The organism is Microcoleus pseudofavosus SVA1_A4 (genome assembly GCF_036700565.1).
Taxonomy (GTDB): Bacteria; Cyanobacteriota; Cyanobacteriia; order Cyanobacteriales; family Microcoleaceae; genus Microcoleus.
On sequence record NZ_JAUBPE010000018.1, the window covers coordinates 25,116 to 44,070 of the forward strand.

Sequence of the window (18,955 nt, forward strand, 5' to 3'; positions counted from 1 at the left end):
GCGATGGATTTGGAGATGGTGTTTAATGAACTGTCGGCGCGAACTCTTGCTCCTGATATTTCTACAGCACAACAATGGATGTCTGAATTGATTAGTACGATGCGTGAAGCTAAACGCTGCGGACTGAAGGGAATCCGCACTCAAGCAGATTTTAATGCTATGTTTCTTGCGGAAAACTATCCTCTTTCTCGTTGGCGCAACGATCCTCAAGTTAATAGAGAAGAGCAGACTTTTCTGAGAACTCTGGCAACTAAAAATCCTTTATCCGTTGATATTCCCGATCTAGATATTAAAATAAAAGTTGAAGCTCCAGATTGTGAGTTGATTTTACAGGGTAGCCAAGCAGAAGGATTTAAAGTTGCTCACTACCTTGAAACATTGGCAATTAGTCTGAATTCAGAATCGCTGTGGAATAGCAGTCGCCTCAATTTAGAACTAATACAAATTGACGATAATGGGGAGCTGATAGAAGAAAGTGTAGAGGTTCTTCATGCTAGTCAGAAAAACCATGTTCTCGAACACGCTGATTGGATTAAGAAACGTCAGAAAACAGCGGTGGTTGACGGTTTGGAGCTTTGGAACCGTCGAGATGAGTTATTCTCCAGCCTGGAATTTTGCGATCGCGTCAGCCAACAGATAGAAAGCCTTGTCGATCCGAAAATGTTACGACAAGTTGTCAGAAAGTTATTTGAGCTTGATGAATTATCTAAAAGCTGGACAGAAGGAGCGCTAAATTTGGATAATCTTCCTAGTAAGGCATCTCCAGAGAGTGAGTCAAGACTTAAGCAGCTTAGAGAGCAACTAAATATTCAGTGTCTTGACGGGAAAAAGCGTATTTTCAGTTTGCACATCCGCATGACACCGGGAGCTTGGCGACTCCATTTTTGCACAGAATTAGGGCCCGGAAAGATAATCATTGGGTATATTGGCCCCAAAATAGAATAATTTACAGCGAATTGTGATCGCATTTCCCAATGAACAGACATCTCAGCCAAATTAATTTACTCAAAATTTCATCTGCGTTCATTTGCGTTCATCGGCGGTCAAAAATCTAAATAATGTTAAACTTATTAATCACAATAAAATCATTTATTAATCATAATGCAAAAACTACAAGCAAGAGATATCAACCTCCGCTATCTAATCGATAACTTCGGTTTACAGCGAGTTCGCAACAGCGAATTTTTCCGAGAATGGCAAGAAAACTTACCCGAAGTAACAGACTCAGAAAAACAATTGCTCGATCGCGTCCAAGACATATACTTCAACTTGGTAGACACCCCGCCTGTATTGGAAAATGCAGTCAAGCTAACAATCATCAGCCCCATTTTGTTTATTGCCGGTCTTTATGAGTCTCCTTTTCAAGTCAAGGCCGAAAAGTCGATCGCCATTCAAGAGGAAGACGAAGGCAGAATCATCGAAGGCAGAATAGATATCCTAATTATGAAAGCAAACTTGTGGGTGACAGTAATTGAATCCAAACAACTTTCGTTTTCAACTGACGAAGCGCTTGCCCAACTCCTGACATATATGCTGGCATATCCGAACCCAGAAAATCCTACTTTTGGGATGATTGCCACAGGTGCTAACTTCAATTTTGTCAAGTTAGTTAGAGGCGAAACTCCCCAGTATGCGCGATCGGCTGAATTTGTTATTTCCAATCCCGGCAATGAATTGTACCGCGTTTTGCAGATTTTAAAACGCCTGAGTCAACTACCAGACTAGCAATAAAAGCCATTTTGAGTTATCTTTCAAAGCAGACAATATCTAATATCTCAAATTTCAAACTGGTGCGAGCATGGTAAATTACTGGATAGTCGGCGCTGTGGCAATAGCTTCTGTCTGCTGGGCAGAAATAATACGAGACTTTTATCACGTCGTGTCCCATTATTGGGCACCCCTGCAAAAGCTGCACACTTGGCATCACCGCGTTTTCCGCCCGAATTTGACAGCCGTCAGCGAGACAATTTACAAGCAAGCACACTGGCGTCACGACGTGCCCGAAGCTGCGGCGATGATGGTTTTAGGCTTGTTGCTGTGGGTTGTAGCTTATTTTGGGCTGCCGGCATATCACTGGGGCGCAGCAGCGGGTTGTATTTATACTTTAGGCTTTTTGTTGAGCGCGATCGCCCGCGGGTGCGGCATCAAAGGTGCAGACGAATTAACCGACATCACCCACCAACCGGGAGACTTCCTGACTCCCCCTGGCAAGTGGTTAGTTAATAAACCTTATCATTGGCGGCACCACTTCGACAATCAAAATGCTTACTATTGCGGTACTTTCACCTTAATAGATCAACTTATGGGTACAGCACTTTCTCTCAAAGGCAAAACTGTAGCCGTCACCGGTGCATCGGGAACTTTAGGACGTTTGCTACTCAAACACCTGCACAAAGCTGGTGCAAAAGTGATCGCCCTCTCCTCTGGAAATGAGGAAATTACTTTGAATGTAGACGGCGAAAATTTACCTGTAAAAACCGTAACTTGGCAAGCTGGCCAAGAGGCAGACTTAGCCCTATTGTTAGAAAAAATCGATATTCTCGTCATCAATCACGGGATTAACGTACAGGGAGAAAGAACCGGAGAGGCGATCGCCAACTCATACGAAATTAACACTTTTTCCGCGTGGCGGCTGATGGAACTCTTTTTCTTAACAGTCCGCACTAACGAAAACATCGCTTGCAAAGAAGTCTGGATCAACACTTCCGAAGCAGAAGTAATTCCCGCTGTCAGTCCCCTGTACGAACTCAGCAAACGCGCCCTGGGAGATTTAGTCACCCTGCGCCGGCTGGATGCGCCCTGCATCGTTCGCAAACTGATTTTAGGGCCGTTTAAAAGCAATTTAAACCCGATCGGCATTATGTCTCCCGACTGGGTAGCGCAGCAAATTGTCAAACAAGCTAAAGCCGATGCGCGCAATATCATCGTGACAATTAATCCTTTGACTTTTATCGTTTTTCCAGTCAAAGAGTTTTTTGTTTCTCTTTACTTCCAAATTTTCAGCCGGAAAGCAGTCTCTTTGACAGATATAGAATTAGAGCGATCGGGCGTTGAAGTAATAACTAAGTGATATCAAATCCAGTAAAATCAACCTAATGCTTCTAGGGTTCTAGGTGAAGTACGAATGGCTTACGCAGTACATTCGCGCTTCACCTAGTGAGCGTACAGTGAGAATTGGTATTACTTACTTGCTACCAACTTTGCTCTCTTTAGAAATAGTTTCAGCCTGCTTGGCAACAGTTGCTTGAAATGCCAGCGATAACCAACGTATTTCAAATGATTCCAGGGGTTCAGGAAACCTGTATGAAGATTAACAAACTCTGGCTGGGATTTACCGTTACGGGCAACCACAAAATAGGGCGGTTTGACAGCAGGATCGACGTGATTGAGGGACATGTACTCAATCACGTAAGCCCAGCGGGTTTCCTGCGAAACATTAGGTGTGGTACTGTGAAGTGTCAGCGAGGAAAACAAAACAAGATCCCCCGCTTCTGCTTCAATGAAGAGTGGACTCTCAGGAGTTCCATCATACACAGCATAGTTACCTTCAAATTTGTGCGGCAGCCGTTTTTTGTGACTGCCCGGTTGTAACCACAGCCCACCATTTTCGGGGGTCATTCTGGTAAGTGCAATCCACAGTTGGTAGTGATTATCCTTAAGCTTGCTGTAGCCATTGTCCTGATGCCAAGGAAAGGTTTCTGCTCCAGGTCCTTTGGCTACTGCCTGATCCCACCGCACCCAGAAATTTGGACCAATGAATTGTGCAAGCAGTTCCACAAGTCGGGGTTGAGAGATGAAGTTTTGGATCTTTTCACTGTATTTGAATAGCTGACTGTGAAAAGTTAAGCTTCCTTTATTCAGATTATTGTCAATGTGCTTCGGATCGGCTTGTTTAATATCCTCGATCAGTGTTCTCATCTCGGCTTCTGAAAAAAAACCCCGGAGCTTAACATATCCATCTTGATTAAACTGATCGATTAATTTGGTCTGTCCCATCTGCTTTACCTCTTGAATCAAGTTCTCGGTTTTAAACAATGTTTGGTAAAAATTAAAGATTTAGTTAAGTTGCAACGGAGACGAAGAAGTCATAGCAACAATGACTGACAAACTCGTAACTTTAGAAACCCGCTTTCTGGGAGAAACCGGATTTCTATATCTAAATTTTTTTGCCTGTCAGCTTAATTACTAACCTCAGCCATTTCAATGACCCGGCCGTCGTAATCCTTGACCAAAAAATTCAGCGGCTTTTCTCGGCGAATTTTATAACTAATGCCGCGAGTTTGTACCCTCATCAATAGCTGATCCAAACAATCGCGATCGAAACAAACGTGACGCTGGCGATTTTTTTCCCCTGCACCGGCCCCGCTAATGATGTGCAGTTGGGTATTTTTCATCAACTGATACCACAAACCATCTGGACTCCCCATCGTTTGAGAGCTCGTTGCCCTCCCGACATTAGGCGACAAATACAGCGGATCGATACCAGTTGTCCCCAAAGTTTGCTCGTAATTGTAGTAGTAGTGCAGCGGCACTTCTGCTACTGGCAGGTTTAGCATACCTTCATAAAACTCCCTCGCTTGTCCGAGATCCGATACCATCACCGTGTGTACCTTCGGAGCACTGGTGAGAAACATCCACATCGCCCCCGCATAGGCGGCCAGCAGCATCACCATAATCCCTTGAGTCGAAAACAAGCTGTCCAGGGGCAGGGAGGGCAAGAAAGAGCTCAAGTACAAAGGCCGAAGTCCAAAAGCAATAAAACTAACTGCTAGAGTCATGAATTATAAGAAAGGGTAAACAACGAAATTTATCAAGATTGCAGTCGCGATCGCCCGCGAGACTTAAACTATTAGTTTAGCCATCTATGTTAGCAAAAACTAGCGGTTAGGCCCTACCCGATGAAAGTCTTTGTCTACGGCACTCTCAAACCGGGGGAGTGCAACTACCTCCGCTACTGCGAAGGAAAAGTTGTGGATGCTTGCCCGGCGATCGCCCGCGGTCAACTTTTTGCCCTGCCGATCGGCTATCCTGCGATGATGGCCGGAGATGGCACAGTCTGCGGTTTTCTCCTCTGTTTCGCAAATTCGGCTATTTTGGACGATTTAGACCGACTTGAAGACTACGATCCGCTGCGGGAACCGACACAAAACGAATATCAGCGGCAGTCCATCGAAATCTTCGATCGACACCTCAAACCTTTAGGCACGGCTTGGGCTTACTTCATGTTACCCGATCGCGTTCGTTCCCTAGGAGGCATCTGGCTGCCCCACGGCAGGTGGGAAAATAGGTTTTTCACCAAATAAGGTGGTTAATGCCGATGAGCTTAGTAAATTGCCATTGCAGTGCGATCGGGCGGATCGAACCTGTAACCGTAACCCCGAATAGTTTTAATAAACTGCGATCCAGTGACATCAAAATGTTAAAGCACGATCGCCATCTGCTGCTGAATCTACTTGATATTTCTGATTCAAAAAGCGATGAACTAGATTGCGGATGGGTAGGTCACCATCCACAACCAGAATCTTGGGGGCAGTATCAACAACCATAACAAAAATGTTTCTTCGTATTGTTGACAACGGGCAATTATAGAACAGATTTAGTCGTAAATCCCTGCTCGTTCCAACTAAACAGACTTTCTTCTGGCAAATCTTCTTTCAATTTAGCTTGGAAGTCAAAAAACTTTCCCAAATCCCAAATTTTGATTTCTAGGCGTTCGTTAAATACGGTTATTTCAAGCTCTATTGGAGTTTCTAAGGGCAAATTTTTGTGAGCGTGCCGAACAGCATTAGTAAAACCTTCAATCGCCGCAAGTTTGCACTGCTGGAAAACTGCTTCGGGAATGGGTAGATACTCTAATTGTTCGACCCACGATAAAACTTGAGCAACAGCTTTGATATCAGTATTTACTTGAAGGCTAATTTTTTGAATGGGCTGGTTAGAACTTCGATCTGATTGGCGAGTTCGTTGCTCTGGAAGCCAGTTAAAGCTGTTTAAAACATTGATATGACGCTTTGAAAAACCAGCTTTAGTGCTATGTTGGGGTGGTACAGTCTGAAAATATTTGACAATTAACAAACTGTTTCTTCGACCCTCAGAAGTGCGGGTATAGCTTAGCTCATCGGCAATTATAGCCAATAATTTTATACCTATCCCACCTGACGGAATTTCATCCATGTTATCTCTCATTTTGCTATCCTTTGTCATCATTTAATGTGTACTTTTTACCTAAAAAAGAAAGGGGCATTCTGAACAATTAATTTTGCATGATTTATGCCTGACTTTTCCCGTAAGTAGATGAGTATGAAAATACATAAGTAGTCAAAAGCGAGGCAAAACGAAGTGAAGCGAAGCAATCGAGCGGGCTTACACTCACTTTACATTCTGTTACATGAACGGGTTTATTTGCGCCTACCTACTTATGCCGTGCAGTTGTTGTCACGATCATTTTCTCTTTGTTGCTGGGGTCTTGACAAACTCAGTTTGCGATCGCTAAACTGAGCGAAAACTGACATTTACAAATAGAAAATTAAATTATACAATGACAACCCTCAAAACCTCTGAAGAGGGATTAGTAAAAATTCAGCAAGCTAGAAGAGAAAGGGGATGGACGATAGAAGACCCCAGATGGCTAGTAGAAGCTAGTCAAAAATTAGAGCCCGATCGAACTTGGACAGAGGCAGGGCCCTATGCCGATGGCCTCTCGCTGCCAACTTGGAGGCGTTTTTTACGAGGAAGAGAACCCATTAAAGCTAATGCTTTCAAGGCTTTCTGCACGGTTTTGCATTTGGATTGGGAAGAAATTGTCGATCGTCCTCCACCCGAAAATCCGCAGCCACGGAATTTAGACATTGATTCGGTAGTGCAAGAGATCCGGCAAAAATGCCACAGCAAAATCCAACAGCTTTACAGCAAAATGCAACTGTTGGATATTGCACAGCCCGTTGATGTCAGCAACCTCTACGTTGAAGTCAACATTTTGGAGGAAATTACCAGTTGGCAGCCGGGAGAAATTAGCGATTTACTCAGAGACTTCAACCCAAATGCGGATAACTTTAACCGCTTGGGTTTAGGCAAAGTGCATCAGAAACGAGTACCAGGATTGGATGCGGTGAAATCTCACTCTAAACTGATGGTACTCGGCAAACCTGGTTCCGGTAAAACTACTTTTTTGAAACACATCGCCATTCAGTGCGATCGCGCCAAATTTCAAGCCAACAAAATACCGATTTTTATCTCTCTGAAAACCTTTGCTGAAATCGCTAGTCTTGACTTATTAGAATATATCAGCGACGAATTTGCTAGTTGCGGAGTAGAAGGGCGATCGCAAACTGAATTCGCACTCAGTCAAGGCAGAGGTTTGATTTTATTGGACGGCTTAGATGAAGTGCCCGAATCAAATAGCGATGCAGTCGTCAGACAGATTTGTCAGTTTGTCCGAAGGTATTACAACAATCAGTTTATTATTACCTGTCGAATTGCCGCTGCTAAGTACCGATTTCACGACGAAGCTTTTACCTGTGTTGAGGTAGCCGATTTTAATGACGAGCAAATCGCGGCTTTTGCTCGCAATTGGTATGTGGGATTTTTCCAAAATCTGGAAGCAGGCCAAGCTTTAGTATCTCAATTTTTAGAGAAGCTGAAAATGCAAAAAAATCAGCAAATCCGAGAACTTGCAGTAACGCCTATCTTGCTGAATTTGACTTGTTTAGTATTCCAAGCCAAAGCTGATTTTCCATCCAACCGAGCCAATTTGTATGAGGAAGGAATGGAAATTATGCTCAGAAAATGGGATGAAACCAGAGGCATTAAACGGGATGAAGTTTATCGCGATTTGAATTTGTGCCACAAGAAACATTTACTTGCTTTTGTGGCAGCTATTACTTTTGAGCATGGCGATTATTTTTTTGAAAAAAACACTGTTCAGCAATTGATTGCCGACTATCTAGCTAACTTGCCCGATGCCACAATTGACCCCGTTCACTTGGAGATGGACAGTGAGGTTGTGCTGAAGGCGATCGAGGCACAACATGGATTATTAGTGGAAAGGGCAAGAGGGATTTATTCGTTTTCTCATCTAACATTTCAAGAGTATTTGACTGCTACAGAAATAGTTAACAATTCCGCTCCACAAGCCTTGGAAAAACTGGTCAGCCACCTGACCGAGAAGCGTTGGCGAGAAGTATTATTCTTAGCAGTTGGAATGTTGCAAAAAGCTGATGACTTGTTGCTGTCAATTAAGCAGCAAGTTGATGGACTGGTCGCTGAGGATGAGCAGTTGCAGCAGTTCCTAATGTGGATCAACAAAAAATCCCTTTCTGTTGATTTTCCCTACAAACCTGCGGCAGTTAGAGCATTTTACTTGACCCTTGAATATCCCCTCCTTGACTGCGGCTTTGCCCTTTCTCTTGACCCTAATCTGAAAAAAGTTGTGGGACAAGCTCTAGAACAGGTTCTTAACCTTGCACTTGAAGGTGCTCTTGACCTTGCCCTGAATACCGTCCTTAAGGATGCGCTTGAGCCTACTCTTGGTTACATCAGGCTTACCCTTGAACGTACCCTCGTCCCTAACCTTGACCTTGTTCTTGACTGCGACCTTGTACCTGCCCTTAAGCCTGAACAAAGGCAAGGGATACAAGAACTTCTGGAACAACTGCCCGATCCAAAAAGTGACAAAGAGATATTTGCAAAATGGTGGCAAGATAACGGTCAGGCTTGGGATAAGCGATTAAGACAAATGATGATTTTGTATCGCGATGTGCGTCGCGTTTGGCAATTTAGCGAACAGCAGAAGTCATTGCTAAAGAATTATTACGATGCTAATAAATTGCTGGTAAAGTGCCTCAATAGCGGTTGTAATGTATCTCCTGCTGTGCGGCAGGAAATTGAGGAGACATTGCTGTTGCCGATCGCCAATCTGCAAAAAACCGATGACAAGTGCGATCGCGCGTTCTAATTCCACTAGCTACCTACTCGGATATTAAGATGCGATCGCCCCACAATTCGTCATTTAAAGCCAGGAAAGTGTCAAAGAATATATCCACCTTGAAAAACTGGGAAAAACGGCAAAAAGCCCCCTTTTCTAGGGAGCTTAGCAACTTCGGTTATTGCTCAAAACAGAAACCTTACTGCGCCTTTGGCAAAGACTTCTGAGGGGTTGCTACACCAACTTTGGGAATATCCATTATCGGTGCATTCACGCCAAGCATCAAATCGTTGGGATTAACAATCTCGACTAAAGGCTCGTTCAAAGCCACTATCAAACCATCAGATTCAGCAGGAACGGGCGATCGAGCAAACTGGGGAGCAAACAATTGGCGGCCGCCACCGACACCAGACACCACCGCAATCAACAAAGCTGCGATCGCACCTCCCCCCAAAACCCAAGTCCGTATCGGCTTGCGTTCAACCCGCTGCAAAACCTTCGTCGCCAACTCCTGTGCAGATTGTTCCGCAGCAGGCACCGGCATTGTCTGAAAACCATGCTGCATCATCAGCAGTCGCGAGTACAAACGTTTCGTAGTGGGGTCATTTGTCAGCCAGTCCTCAACTTGCCGGCGTTCTGCCGCCGTCACTTCGCCGTCGAGGTAGGCACTCAGCAATTCAAAGCGATCGCGCATCATAGTAGTTACATTTCCCTGGGGATAATTGTTGTTAGCTTGATTTTGGGCGAGTGAATCCCGGAGACCTTGCTGATTTTGATGTTTATCCGATTCAAAGTTAGAATTCATATTTCACATCACTTGCTCCAATTGGGGGAAGCACGCGCTCGCTATTAGGATGATTTACTGCTTATTTATATTTTAAAAGAGAAGTTTTGATGTCACAGCAAACATCACCAAATCTTCTTGACCCGCCTCTGAAAGCACTCTGGCTAATTACCGTCGAGATATTTTTGCAATTGCAACTGCAATCTTTGGCGAGCTCTAGCAATTCGGGACTTGACAGTTCCCAGAGAAACTCCGGTCATTTCCGCTATCTCCTCATATGCTAAACCTTCTATTTCTCTCAAAACAATTGTCGTGCGGAATACTTCCGGCAAATCTGCGATCGCCACCCGCAACTGCTCGTAAAATTCTCTAGTCGTCAAATCTTCATCAGGCCCCGGACTGTCGGCCGGAATTTCCCAATCAACCTCGCCATCTTCCAGAGTACGGGGTACGTCCAGCGACAGCGGAGTTCGCACCCGCTTGCGCTTGCGCAACTCATCGTAAAACAAATTAGTGGCGATGCGACTCAGCCAGCCCCGAAATTTAACAGGCTCTTGCAAGCGGTTAATATTGCGGTAGACTCGAATCCAGACTTCCTGAGCCAAGTCTGCTCGGTCTTGCCAGTCAGGGGCCAAGTGATAGAGAACCCTGTCTACGTGGGACTGATACCGCTTCAACAGTTCTGAAAAAGCAGTGCTTTCAGGTCGATTTCCTTCCTGACACCGCAACACCAAGTCATAATTAGAGAGTTTTTCGGCTGGCAATTGCACTCTTTGAACGGTCGCCACAACCGCAGACCAGGACACGGAAATAAAGTCGCTCATCGGTGGAATTGGCTCATCGAACATTCCACATTTTTTGACGTTACCCGATCGTAACAAGTTCCCCTCTTCAATCTAGACTCTAAAATCTAAAATCTAAAATCGATTGACTAATGCCCAACAACTTCGCACGATCCAATACTAACCCAACTGCTAGAACCGTCGGCCCAATGTTCCTTTTTCCAAATCGGTACATTGTGTTTGAGCGTATCTATCGCGTACTGGCAAGCTGCAAAAGCCGAGTCCCGGTGGGGACAGCCAACAGCCACCAGTACGCTGATTTCGCCCACCTGCAAGTGTCCGACGCGGTGGTGAATGGCAACCCGATTCACATCGGCCCACTGGCGGCGGATTTCAGTAGCGATTTGCTGGAATACTCGCACTGCCATCGGTTCGTAGGCTTGATATTCTAGGGAAACTACAGCTTGACCGCCAGTTTGGTTGCGGACGGTACCGCTCATCATTACCACGGCTCCGTTCGCGGGGTCATCTGCCAAAGCGTATATTTCCTCTACAGACAACGGCGCTATGGTAATGGCGAAGCTGTCTGATTCATGGCGTTGAGGAATTGTGCCGATCGAAAGTGCAGCGAAGGAGTTCATTGCGAAAGAAGTGGTGCTGGATATGTTAATTGATCTTGACACAAATCAAGTCGCGATGGATTTGTCTTGCATTCTTGTCCGGGACACAGGGAGACTAATTTTTAGATTAATCTCGTAGCACGGGCAAGGGCCCGACGCCATCGGCCCGAACTTTTGCACCAGTGCGATCGGCTACAATATAACTAGCCCGAACCAAATTAAGACCGTGCTTTAAGACGAGCAGGATGCTTGTTCGATCGAATAACTGGCGATCGGGCTGTAGCAACTCAATAAGTCAGCACACCAAAATAAATAGTCTCATTCCCAACTCGCTGCAAGCAATCTCCAGCCCCAAACGATTACTTCCTTCCCTTTTGAATGACACAGTTAAGTTTAATTCTGCCCTCTTACTTATCCGCGTCCCCCCAATCTTTAGCAGCAGATGTAAACTTTATTTATTTTTTTGTTCCAAAAAGCTACTTAAATGACATGATATACCTGTGCAGGGTTCAGGCTAATTGGTGAATGCTCAGTAAAAGCAAGACCGTAACGCCCTCTTGTGCCTTTTGGGACACATAAGTTAATGGTTTTGGCTGTTAATTGAGGTTTTGACCTGAGTCTGCACCAACAAATGTTAACAACAATCACGAGGAAACTATGGAAGCACTAGCATTGAGCCACTCTTTTGTTGCTTATGAATCTCCAGAGTCCGAACTCCAACTGGAATTGAAAATTCCTAATTCTGCATGGGTAGGCGTTGCAGGTCTGGCAGTAGCTCTATCTGTTCTGGGCGCCACTGGCGAAGCGCAGGCCGGTTGCTACAAACAACGCTGCGGCGGCGGCCATCGCAGCCATAACAGCTACGCCGAAGTTGCAACCAACGGCGGCAGACTGAATATCCGCCACCGCCCCAATGGCTGTGCTCATGTCATCGGCAAGTTATACAATGGAGACAATGTGGCATTGACCGGTCGTTACAGAAACGGCTGGGCTCAACTCGAAGGTGGCGGCTGGGTGTCTTCGTCCTGGCTCTCCTAACTCTTAACTAGATCACTTTACATTTCTAGAAAGAGTTTTAATCGTTACTCGGTCTGACCGGGTAACGATTCTTGTAAAGAGGCGATGGAGACTGAAAATAATCAAATATCGGAAATTAATCAGTAACAGCTAACAACCTAAACTTTACCCCCGCCGATCAGGTAAAGTAAGGCCATCCGCACCGCCACGCCGCTGGTAACTTGCTGAGAAATTAAGCTAAACTGCGGATCGTCCATCAAATCCGAACTAATTTCCACGCCGCGGTTAACCGGGCCCGGGTGCAACACCTTCACATCCGGCTTGCAGAGTTTGAGCCGATCGCGCGTAATCCCGAACAAAGAATGATACTCTCGTAAACTCGGCAGCAAATGATCGCTCATCCGTTCCTTTTGCAGCCGCAAAGTCATCACAAAATCAGCATCGGCCAAAGCAGGTTCAAGCTGCCAGTGCAAAAATAATTTGCCTTCCCTACCGTCGCCACACTCAGCAAACAACAGCGGCAGCAAAGTCGGCGGCCCGGCCAAATGAACCTCTGCCCCAGAAGCCGTTAGACTCCAAATATTAGACCTAGCCACCCGCGAATGCAAGATATCCCCCACCACAGCAATTTTTTTGCCCGCTAAAAGTTCCAGCCGCGGACGTTCGGTATCTAACAGAGAACAAATAGTAAATAAATCTAGCAAACCTTGCGACGGGTGTTCGTGCTGGCCGTCTCCAGCATTGAGAACGCTGACTCTCGAACCCAAGCGATCCATTTCCGAAGCAATTGTGCTGGGAACTCCAGCTTGTTCGTGCCGGATCACCATCAAATCCGTTCCCATCGCCAAATAAGTCTTAGCCGTATCCAGAATAGTCTCCCCCTTCGTCAGAGAAGAACTGCCGGGGGTAAAATTTAGCGTATCCGCCGACAGCCGCTTCGCCGCCAACTCAAAACTGTTGCGAGTCCGGGTAGAAGGTTCAAAAAACAAATTCGCGACCACTTGACCCTGCAGGGCCGGCACTTTCTTCGTGCGGCGGCCGAGCACCTCCCGAAAACTGGCTGCAGTTTGCAGCACCGTGTCGTATTCGTCTGAGGTAAAATCAGCCAGAGTGAGAATGTGTCGCCTTGTCCAAGTCATACAATTTTAGATTTTAGATTTTAGATTTTAGATTGACTCAATCAGGACGGACGATGGGTTTGGAACTTGCTTGTACGCCCGCTCTGCTGTCGCCTTTGAATGTTCGATCGACATTTAGGGGTGGCGATCAACAGTATCCAACAATTTTCGATCGCTTTGGCGGTCAGTAGAGTTATAATCAGTTTATGTATCTCAGACCCCACTCTCACAGCGAACCCAGCGTCAAAGGTGAAACAGGTGTGGTTGAGCGGTCACAAATCCGAAATTAGGCTTTCGCAAGCGTTCGAGCAGTAGTTGCAGTTTCTCGCTCATCGTAGGGCCTTGTCAAAAACAAGCCGAACGCAGCCCTTGCATCTGCCACTTGCGTGCATACAATCGAGGCGGCAAACCTCCCACTGCCGATCGACAGCATATAGCGGGACATTTTAAAGATGATTAATTCTTTGAAGTCAGTCTTGACTCTTCAGTCCTGCTTATAGGCCCTTGTCAAAACGAACTGTGTTAAGATACAAGTTGAATATGTAGCTTCCCGACAAAAATCTACACGTATCTTGGCGAGACTGTTCTTGGCGAAACTGCGGTAAAAGTGTGAGCTGGGAAGTGGTAATTACACAAGATTTAAACAATTCAAGAGGTATTATGAGCCAGCAGGTTATACAGCCGATGGTTAAGTTCCAGCGTCAGGTGCATTCTCTCGTCACGTCTGACATTATCAAGCCCACAGACAGCATTTGGAAAATTGCTCTGCTTTACGGCGACGAATGGCCTTACTGGAAACAGCAACTCCAAGAGTTTGATTTTTCTATGCAAGACCCCGTTAGCGAGTTGATAGCTGTAGAAGCTTGGGACGAGGAATAACAGAGGAGACGGAGGACTTCGGTGTCTGGGAGAAATGAAGATGCGATCGGTTAAATTGTCTTTCATAAATTTTCCGTTGCTAACTTCTTCCCTCTTCCTTGTTCCCTGTTCCCTCTTTCTACTGACGAATGACGCATGACAGCGGACTTTTTCCTAATGACTAATGACTAATGATTTCTTGCTTCTGTTAAAGGCAAGCTGCTAAAGCTCGAGCTAATTGTTGAGCAGTTTGAAAGCGATCGCCAGGCTTAGCTGCGGTGGTTCGCAAAATGGTCTCCCGCAGCTTCGGGGCGATCGTCGGAATATTTTCGAGCTTAAACCCGTAACCTCCAGCTATTTTCCCGTAAAAGTTTTGAGGGCTTTGGGCCGTCAGCAAAAAAATCAAAGTAGGCCCAATAGCATATAAATCCGACTGAGGGAGAGGCTGTCCCCGGTCTTGTTCTGGTGCGGTGTAGCCTTCAACGCCGATGCGAGTGCCCGGAGGAGTGCCGATTTCTTTAACGGCGCCAAAATCCAGCAGTGTAATGCAATTGTCGCGGTGGCGCACCAGCAAATTAGCAGGTTTAATATCCCGGTGGACGATCGGGGGTTTTTGAGAGTGAATGTAGTCCAAAACCTCACAGGTTTGGATCATCCACTCTATTGCTTGCTGGGGAGCAACAGGGCCGCGGTTGTAGATGCGTTTTTCTAAATCCTCGCCGTGGAGCATTTCCATCACCAAGTATTTTTTGCCCCCTTCCACAAAAAAGTCAAAAAACTGAGGAATTCCGGGATGGTGGAGGGCCTTGAGAGTTTTAGCTTCACGTTCAAACAGTTCTTGAGCTTTGACTATTTGAGCCATGTCAGCATTCATTTCCTTGAGCACTACGAGAGAAGCTGCGGGGGAACTTCCGGGTTGTTGAGCTTTCGCTTTCTCTCGATCCCAGGCTAAAGTCGTTGTCCCCATACCGCCTTGGCCCAAAGTTCGCAGCACTTGGTAGTGACGGACTGTGCGATCGACTTTAATCGGTTCGCCGCAGTGAATGCAGAATAAATTCCCCGGCGGGTTTCCCGCGTGGGTACACCTCGGGGCGGCGAGATTGAGGCTGGGGTTCGCCTCAATTTTGCCGCCGACTTCAATAGTAATAGCTTGGAAATGCAGAGTTGGGCCGCCCCGCGCCAACTGGATCAGAGCACCGTCGGATATCCAACCCTGAGACATGAGAATACCGTTAACAAAAGTGCCATTTGTCCCGGAATTGACTAAGTACCACTGACTGGACGTGCCGCTTTTAACTCTTTGCAATTCCAGGTGCTCCCGCGACACTAAAGCATTGGGGATCACAACGTGATTTTCAGGAGAGCGGCCGATGCGCACAATGGACTCGCTCTCGAAACTCCACTGTTGCAGGGGGGTCTGTTTTTCTGGATCTAAAAGAGTCAGCAGCATTTTCGATTGATGTGATTAATCTGCCACATCAGATTGATACAAAGTGGACAATACTGATATATATGACACATATAGCCTTTCTCAGAAAGATGAGGTACTGTCGGGCATAGGGCATAGGGCATAGGGCATAGGGCATAGGGCATAGGGCATACCTCACTTTTTCGAGAACCGCTATAAGAAACTTACTTCCTACTTATTTCTAGGGAGTCGGCTCTTTCTAGTCTACAGGCGTGAATTCAGGACGACGCATCCTTACTCGCTTATAATGGGAATGATAGCCAAATTAATCGCTGCGTTTTCCCGATCGAGCAACAGATTGCAACACTCGCAATCAAAAACTCGTTCTTTTAATGACATTGCTTGCTGATGACCGCAAGCCGAACAAGTTTTTGATGACGGATACCAACGGTCGCTTTAATTAAATCAAAATTTAGGTAAGAGCACAGAAAGTCAAGCCTGACCAGGAAACGGTCGTTGCTGTTCTCTTGGACTGCAACAATTGCAGGTTTAACCCTGACGGTAGCGGGCAGCGCCACCAAGACAAAGTTAGCAGCATCCAAATTTTAAAATCGAAATGCGCCTACCTGGGCCCGAATGATAATTGCCGTGATATTGTCGTGACCGTTGTGTTTGTTGCCCAATTCAATCAACTCGGCAACTCCGCGATCGAGATTAGCTTGGGGATTGAACAGGGGTTCGAGAGTGCTGGGCCAGTGAGTTTCCAACAAATCATTATCTGTCAGGCCGTCGGAGGCCAAAATCAATAAAGTATCTTCGCACAAGTCTAAAAACTGCACCTCTGGCTTGAGAAAATTACTGTCTCGCGGGCCGATGGCTTGAGTTAGTTGATAGGCGTCGGGACGGGCATAAGCAGTTTCCGGGTCAACGCCGCGCTTAATTTCGCGCTGCCCGACTTCGTGATCTGAGGTGATTTTTTCTAGGGTTTGTCCCTTTCTCAGTCGGTAGAGGCGGCTGTCGCCGACGTGGGCAACGGCGAATTGGGTGTCTTGAACTAAAACTGCGACTAGAGTTGTACCCATGCGGGCGCTGCCGGAGCGTCCGTCCTTTTGATTGATTTCAAAGATGGCTTTGTTGGCTAGCAGCACTCCTTCGCGGATGGTGTCTGCCGGAGGTAGTTGATTTTCCCAACAGGTTTGAAAGAATTCTCTGAGGGTTTCAGCGGCTAGTTGGCTGGCTACTTCTCCGCTGTCGTGTCCGCCCATGCCGTCGCAGAGAATGTAAAGCCCTTTGGTTTGAAAGATGCGACCGAAGGAGCTTTCGAGTTTGTTGAGCTGAGTCCAGATGCTGAAGAAGTCTTCGTTGTGGTCGCGCGTGCGGCCGACATCGGTGAGGCCTGCGTCTTCTAAGCTGTAAATCTGGAGTGGCATGGGCTGGGTTAAGACCTCGCCAACGTCGGGGGGCGACTCGTCGGGGCTGCGGTAATGCCCGCGCTCCGGGGTTGAGCTTGGTGGAGGTGCGGGTTGGAGTTCGAGGGGAACAGTTTCTAGGCGCGATCGCAATTCTTCTATTGTGTTAATCTCGCCTCTGTACATTTGTTGCAGCAGTTCGAGCAATGCGCCAAACTGAGTACGATCGGACTGGCTAAATATCACCTGCCACAGTTGCCCCAAATCTACCAGTTGCAGGTTTGAGCCGGCGGGTTCGGGATAGAGGTATTGCAGCCGCAAAGAAGCCAAGGAAAAGGAAGAGTCGGGGTTGACTCGCAAATTTGTCAGTTCCAACAAGCTTTGCCGACAGCGCCAGGGTTCTAGGGCAGCCCACAGTTCTGTCATTTCGTGCAGCCAGTATAAAATTTGCTGGGTGGAAGTTTCGGGTTGATTCCACCGTTCTACCAGCAGCGGCCATTGGGAACAGTCTTCTAGCAGCAGCACTGCCTGTTCGTTGTCCGACCAGCTATCGTGAATGACTGGCAGGTTTTGAGAGAATTGCCACCGGAGTGCCAGATAAGGTTCAGCTATGCCTTGGCAAAGCTCTGCTAAGGCGGAATTGGTCGAATTTTCTCCGGGTTTGATTGCTGCGGTGTAGGGGGAGGTTCGTCTGGCGACGCTGGCAGAGTTGGCTGCTAGCATTGCTTTGAGGGGTGACATTTCCAGCGGCTGACAGTCCAATACTGTTACTGCTACTGTGTCTGAGGGTTTTCTCGGCGGCAGGGTTTCTAGGAGTTGGTAGCGCTGCTGGGTGTCTAAATAAGCTCCTGCTGGCTGGGAAGGGATTATATATTCTGAATTGCGGGCGGGGAATTCTGGAGATTGGGGGGAGATGTCAGCTATGTTTGGGCTGTCCGGGTTCTGTGTTGCTTCGTGGATTTGTTTGGGCTGTGATGCGGTTGTAAAATTGTGCTCAGATGGGGTTTTTTCCGCCTCTGGTGCTGTAGTAGAGCTTTTTTCTGTTGTTTGAAAGGATGCTGGTGCGATCGCCCCCACGGCTTCCACAGCGTCTATTTCTCGGCTGCTAAATTCGCCGTCGCTTGGCTGTGGAGAAGTTGGTGCCACTGCTGTTCGGGGTTCGGCTGGGGTGGTTATTTCTGTTTTAATGGCGTCTGCGATTGGTTCAGGAGAGTTTTGGGGCGATGCGGTTTCTGGAACTATGTCTGGTTTTTGCGGAAACTCGGCTGGAGGTAGGGTGGATTCGTCTGGCTCAAGGAGTGGAAAATTCGATCGACCGGAGATAATGGCCCGCCACACTTGACCTGTTGCGACGCCGCAATTCTGACATTCTTTGGCGCTAAAAGCGACTTGGGCACCGCATTCGTGGCAAGGTTTGTAAATTAGGGAATTTCCGCATTGTTGACAAAACTTGTTTGGATTGGGATTTTCAAATTGACAGCGGGGACAGAGGAGCATAGGGGTTTTAAATTGGAGATTTGCGATCGAGTTTGAGGGTGGGGGAGTTTTGGGTTTTGGTCTGTGAGTTATGAGTTACAGCAGATTCTACGTTTATGAAGTACACCCGCCTATCGTTCGATTCCCGGTTAGACACGGCGAAAGCCTTTGTCCCTACATTCCATAAACCGGGAATATGCTGTATGAGTTTTGGGCCTGACTGGCAACGGATAACTCCCATTGTCATATACCTTATTTTATCGGGATGAATTCAGAACTAAGATATTTCTTAGAACTGAGATGTTGCACCCGTGTCAGGAATAGGCCTCTTAAGCCAGATCCACAAAAACCTCTCTCGCTTCACAGGCCAAAAGCCGGCCCCACCGGCGTCCGCGAGTGCGGGCCCGACAAGAAAAGTTATCTGATGACTGGAATTGGCATCCTGCCTGTTTTTAATCATGGTGGCAGGTATCCGTTAGAACTCACATCTTGCACCATTGTCAAGAACAGGCAAGATGCCTGTTCCTAAGCAAGTAATTGAGAATGGTGCAAGATATCCG

19 protein-coding genes are annotated in these 18,955 nt (G+C 46.7%); 7 read left to right on the forward strand and 12 right to left on the reverse strand.

The window, feature by feature from the left end; translation table 11 throughout:
* The first annotated feature begins 3 nt into the window (after positions 1-3).
* From QUA02_RS10185 to QUA02_RS10195, 3 genes are all read left to right on the forward strand, one after another.
* Positions 4-945 carry a hypothetical protein gene (locus tag QUA02_RS10185; RefSeq protein ID WP_333027190.1) on the forward strand — a complete coding sequence of 314 codons (942 nt, stop codon included), beginning with the start codon at positions 4-6 and terminating at the stop codon, positions 943-945.
* A 156-nt stretch (positions 946-1,101) separates the two neighbouring features.
* On the forward strand, positions 1,102-1,725 hold the full coding sequence (locus tag QUA02_RS10190; RefSeq protein ID WP_333027191.1) for a restriction endonuclease subunit R: 624 nt from the start codon (positions 1,102-1,104) through the stop codon (positions 1,723-1,725).
* A gap of 73 nt (positions 1,726-1,798) precedes the next feature.
* Positions 1,799-3,070, forward strand: a complete 1,272-nt coding sequence (locus QUA02_RS10195; protein WP_333027193.1) for a bifunctional sterol desaturase/short chain dehydrogenase — start codon at positions 1,799-1,801, stop codon at positions 3,068-3,070.
* A gap of 110 nt (positions 3,071-3,180) precedes the next feature.
* Here QUA02_RS10195 and QUA02_RS10200 read toward each other — a convergent pair whose 3' ends face one another.
* Entirely contained in the window at positions 3,181-3,996 is an 816-nt protein-coding gene (locus QUA02_RS10200; protein ID WP_333027194.1) for a phytanoyl-CoA dioxygenase family protein, read from the reverse strand.
* 182 nt (positions 3,997-4,178) lie between these two features.
* The gene (locus QUA02_RS10205) at positions 4,179-4,778 is read right to left on the reverse strand and encodes a VOC family protein (protein WP_333027195.1); all 600 of its coding nucleotides are present in this window, start codon (positions 4,776-4,778) and stop codon (positions 4,179-4,181) included.
* A gap of 120 nt (positions 4,779-4,898) precedes the next feature.
* On the opposite strand from QUA02_RS10205, the gene QUA02_RS10210 reads away from it, so the two are divergent.
* On the forward strand, positions 4,899-5,303 hold the full coding sequence (locus QUA02_RS10210; RefSeq protein WP_333027197.1) for a gamma-glutamylcyclotransferase family protein: 405 nt from the start codon (positions 4,899-4,901) through the stop codon (positions 5,301-5,303).
* Between the two features lie 108 nt (positions 5,304-5,411).
* Here the strand turns inward: QUA02_RS10210 and QUA02_RS10215 are convergent, their stop codons facing one another.
* On the reverse strand, positions 5,412-5,546 hold the full coding sequence (locus tag QUA02_RS10215) for a hypothetical protein (protein WP_445305159.1): 135 nt from the start codon (positions 5,544-5,546) through the stop codon (positions 5,412-5,414).
* Between the two features lie 37 nt (positions 5,547-5,583).
* Complete coding sequence (locus tag QUA02_RS10220; RefSeq protein ID WP_333027201.1) at positions 5,584-6,186, reverse strand: ATP-binding protein; 603 nt, start codon at positions 6,184-6,186, stop codon at positions 5,584-5,586.
* A gap of 352 nt (positions 6,187-6,538) precedes the next feature.
* Here QUA02_RS10220 and QUA02_RS10225 point away from each other — a divergent pair, with 352 nt between their 5' ends.
* A complete protein-coding gene (locus QUA02_RS10225; RefSeq protein WP_333027204.1) occupies positions 6,539-8,953 on the forward strand; it encodes an NACHT domain-containing protein in 2,415 nt (804 codons plus the stop codon).
* Positions 8,954-9,122: 169 nt separating this feature from the next.
* On the opposite strand, the gene QUA02_RS10230 is transcribed toward QUA02_RS10225, so the two are convergent.
* The 3 genes from QUA02_RS10230 to QUA02_RS10240 all read right to left on the reverse strand — a co-directional run bounded on the left by QUA02_RS10230 (position 9,123) and on the right by QUA02_RS10240 (position 11,130).
* The gene (locus tag QUA02_RS10230) at positions 9,123-9,728 is read right to left on the reverse strand and encodes an anti-sigma factor family protein (protein WP_333027207.1); all 606 of its coding nucleotides are present in this window, start codon (positions 9,726-9,728) and stop codon (positions 9,123-9,125) included.
* A gap of 143 nt (positions 9,729-9,871) precedes the next feature.
* Positions 9,872-10,531: a sigma-70 family RNA polymerase sigma factor gene (locus tag QUA02_RS10235; RefSeq protein WP_333027308.1), complete on the reverse strand. Its 660-nt coding sequence runs from the start codon at positions 10,529-10,531 to the stop codon at positions 9,872-9,874.
* Between the two features lie 107 nt (positions 10,532-10,638).
* Positions 10,639-11,130 carry a molybdenum cofactor biosynthesis protein MoaE gene (locus QUA02_RS10240; RefSeq protein ID WP_333027210.1) on the reverse strand — a complete coding sequence of 164 codons (492 nt, stop codon included), beginning with the start codon at positions 11,128-11,130 and terminating at the stop codon, positions 10,639-10,641.
* A gap of 636 nt (positions 11,131-11,766) precedes the next feature.
* Here QUA02_RS10240 and QUA02_RS10245 point away from each other — a divergent pair.
* Complete coding sequence (locus tag QUA02_RS10245; protein WP_333027213.1) at positions 11,767-12,147, forward strand: SH3 domain-containing protein; 381 nt, start codon at positions 11,767-11,769, stop codon at positions 12,145-12,147.
* 137 nt (positions 12,148-12,284) lie between these two features.
* Here the strand turns inward: QUA02_RS10245 and QUA02_RS10250 are convergent, their stop codons facing one another.
* Positions 12,285-13,265, reverse strand: a complete 981-nt coding sequence (locus QUA02_RS10250; protein WP_333027216.1) for an aspartate carbamoyltransferase catalytic subunit — start codon at positions 13,263-13,265, stop codon at positions 12,285-12,287.
* Positions 13,266-13,904: 639 nt separating this feature from the next.
* Here QUA02_RS10250 and QUA02_RS10255 point away from each other — a divergent pair.
* The gene (locus tag QUA02_RS10255) at positions 13,905-14,123 is read left to right on the forward strand and encodes a DUF4327 family protein (protein ID WP_333027218.1); all 219 of its coding nucleotides are present in this window, start codon (positions 13,905-13,907) and stop codon (positions 14,121-14,123) included.
* Between the two features lie 187 nt (positions 14,124-14,310).
* On the opposite strand, the gene QUA02_RS10260 is transcribed toward QUA02_RS10255, so the two are convergent.
* The 4 genes from QUA02_RS10260 to QUA02_RS10275 all read right to left on the reverse strand — a co-directional run bounded on the left by QUA02_RS10260 (position 14,311) and on the right by QUA02_RS10275 (position 18,416).
* Positions 14,311-15,552 (reverse strand): protein kinase domain-containing protein, encoded by a 1,242-nt coding sequence (locus tag QUA02_RS10260; RefSeq protein ID WP_333027221.1) that lies wholly within the window; start codon positions 15,550-15,552, stop codon positions 14,311-14,313.
* Between the two features lie 252 nt (positions 15,553-15,804).
* Positions 15,805-15,909, reverse strand: coding sequence for a hypothetical protein (locus QUA02_RS10265; RefSeq protein ID WP_333027222.1), 105 nt, complete (start codon positions 15,907-15,909; stop codon positions 15,805-15,807).
* Positions 15,900-16,112, reverse strand: coding sequence for a hypothetical protein (locus QUA02_RS10270; protein WP_333027223.1), 213 nt, complete (start codon positions 16,110-16,112; stop codon positions 15,900-15,902). Before QUA02_RS10270 ends, QUA02_RS10265 begins: the two co-directional genes overlap by 10 nt.
* Before the next feature lie 3 nt (positions 16,113-16,115).
* Positions 16,116-18,416, reverse strand: coding sequence for a serine/threonine phosphatase (locus tag QUA02_RS10275; RefSeq protein WP_333027225.1), 2,301 nt, complete (start codon positions 18,414-18,416; stop codon positions 16,116-16,118).
* Positions 18,417-18,955: the final 539 nt, after the last annotated feature.

Bases quoted from the DNA above. Each gene is read 5' to 3' on its own strand.
- QUA02_RS10275 (WP_333027225.1), bottom strand. From the start codon at position 18,416: ATGCTCCTCTGTCCCCGCTGTCAATTTGAAAATCCCAATCCAAACAAG.
- QUA02_RS10210 (WP_333027197.1), top strand. From the start codon at position 4,899: ATGAAAGTCTTTGTCTACGGCACTCTCAAACCGGGGGAGTGCAACTAC.
- QUA02_RS10250 (WP_333027216.1), bottom strand. From the start codon at position 13,265: ATGACTTGGACAAGGCGACACATTCTCACTCTGGCTGATTTTACCTCA.
- QUA02_RS10195 (WP_333027193.1), top strand. From the start codon at position 1,799: ATGGTAAATTACTGGATAGTCGGCGCTGTGGCAATAGCTTCTGTCTGC.
- QUA02_RS10240 (WP_333027210.1), bottom strand. From the start codon at position 11,130: ATGAACTCCTTCGCTGCACTTTCGATCGGCACAATTCCTCAACGCCAT.
- QUA02_RS10205 (WP_333027195.1), bottom strand. From the start codon at position 4,778: ATGACTCTAGCAGTTAGTTTTATTGCTTTTGGACTTCGGCCTTTGTAC.
- QUA02_RS10260 (WP_333027221.1), bottom strand. From the start codon at position 15,552: ATGCTGCTGACTCTTTTAGATCCAGAAAAACAGACCCCCCTGCAACAG.
- QUA02_RS10220 (WP_333027201.1), bottom strand. From the start codon at position 6,186: ATGAGAGATAACATGGATGAAATTCCGTCAGGTGGGATAGGTATAAAA.
- QUA02_RS10235 (WP_333027308.1), bottom strand. From the start codon at position 10,531: ATGAGCGACTTTATTTCCGTGTCCTGGTCTGCGGTTGTGGCGACCGTT.
- QUA02_RS10255 (WP_333027218.1), top strand. From the start codon at position 13,905: ATGAGCCAGCAGGTTATACAGCCGATGGTTAAGTTCCAGCGTCAGGTG.
- QUA02_RS10230 (WP_333027207.1), bottom strand. From the start codon at position 9,728: ATGAATTCTAACTTTGAATCGGATAAACATCAAAATCAGCAAGGTCTC.
- QUA02_RS10200 (WP_333027194.1), bottom strand. From the start codon at position 3,996: ATGGGACAGACCAAATTAATCGATCAGTTTAATCAAGATGGATATGTT.
- QUA02_RS10185 (WP_333027190.1), top strand. From the start codon at position 4: ATGGATTTGGAGATGGTGTTTAATGAACTGTCGGCGCGAACTCTTGCT.
- QUA02_RS10245 (WP_333027213.1), top strand. From the start codon at position 11,767: ATGGAAGCACTAGCATTGAGCCACTCTTTTGTTGCTTATGAATCTCCA.
- QUA02_RS10190 (WP_333027191.1), top strand. From the start codon at position 1,102: ATGCAAAAACTACAAGCAAGAGATATCAACCTCCGCTATCTAATCGAT.
- QUA02_RS10265 (WP_333027222.1), bottom strand. From the start codon at position 15,909: ATGTCATTAAAAGAACGAGTTTTTGATTGCGAGTGTTGCAATCTGTTG.
- QUA02_RS10215 (WP_445305159.1), bottom strand. From the start codon at position 5,546: ATGGTTGTTGATACTGCCCCCAAGATTCTGGTTGTGGATGGTGACCTA.
- QUA02_RS10225 (WP_333027204.1), top strand. From the start codon at position 6,539: ATGACAACCCTCAAAACCTCTGAAGAGGGATTAGTAAAAATTCAGCAA.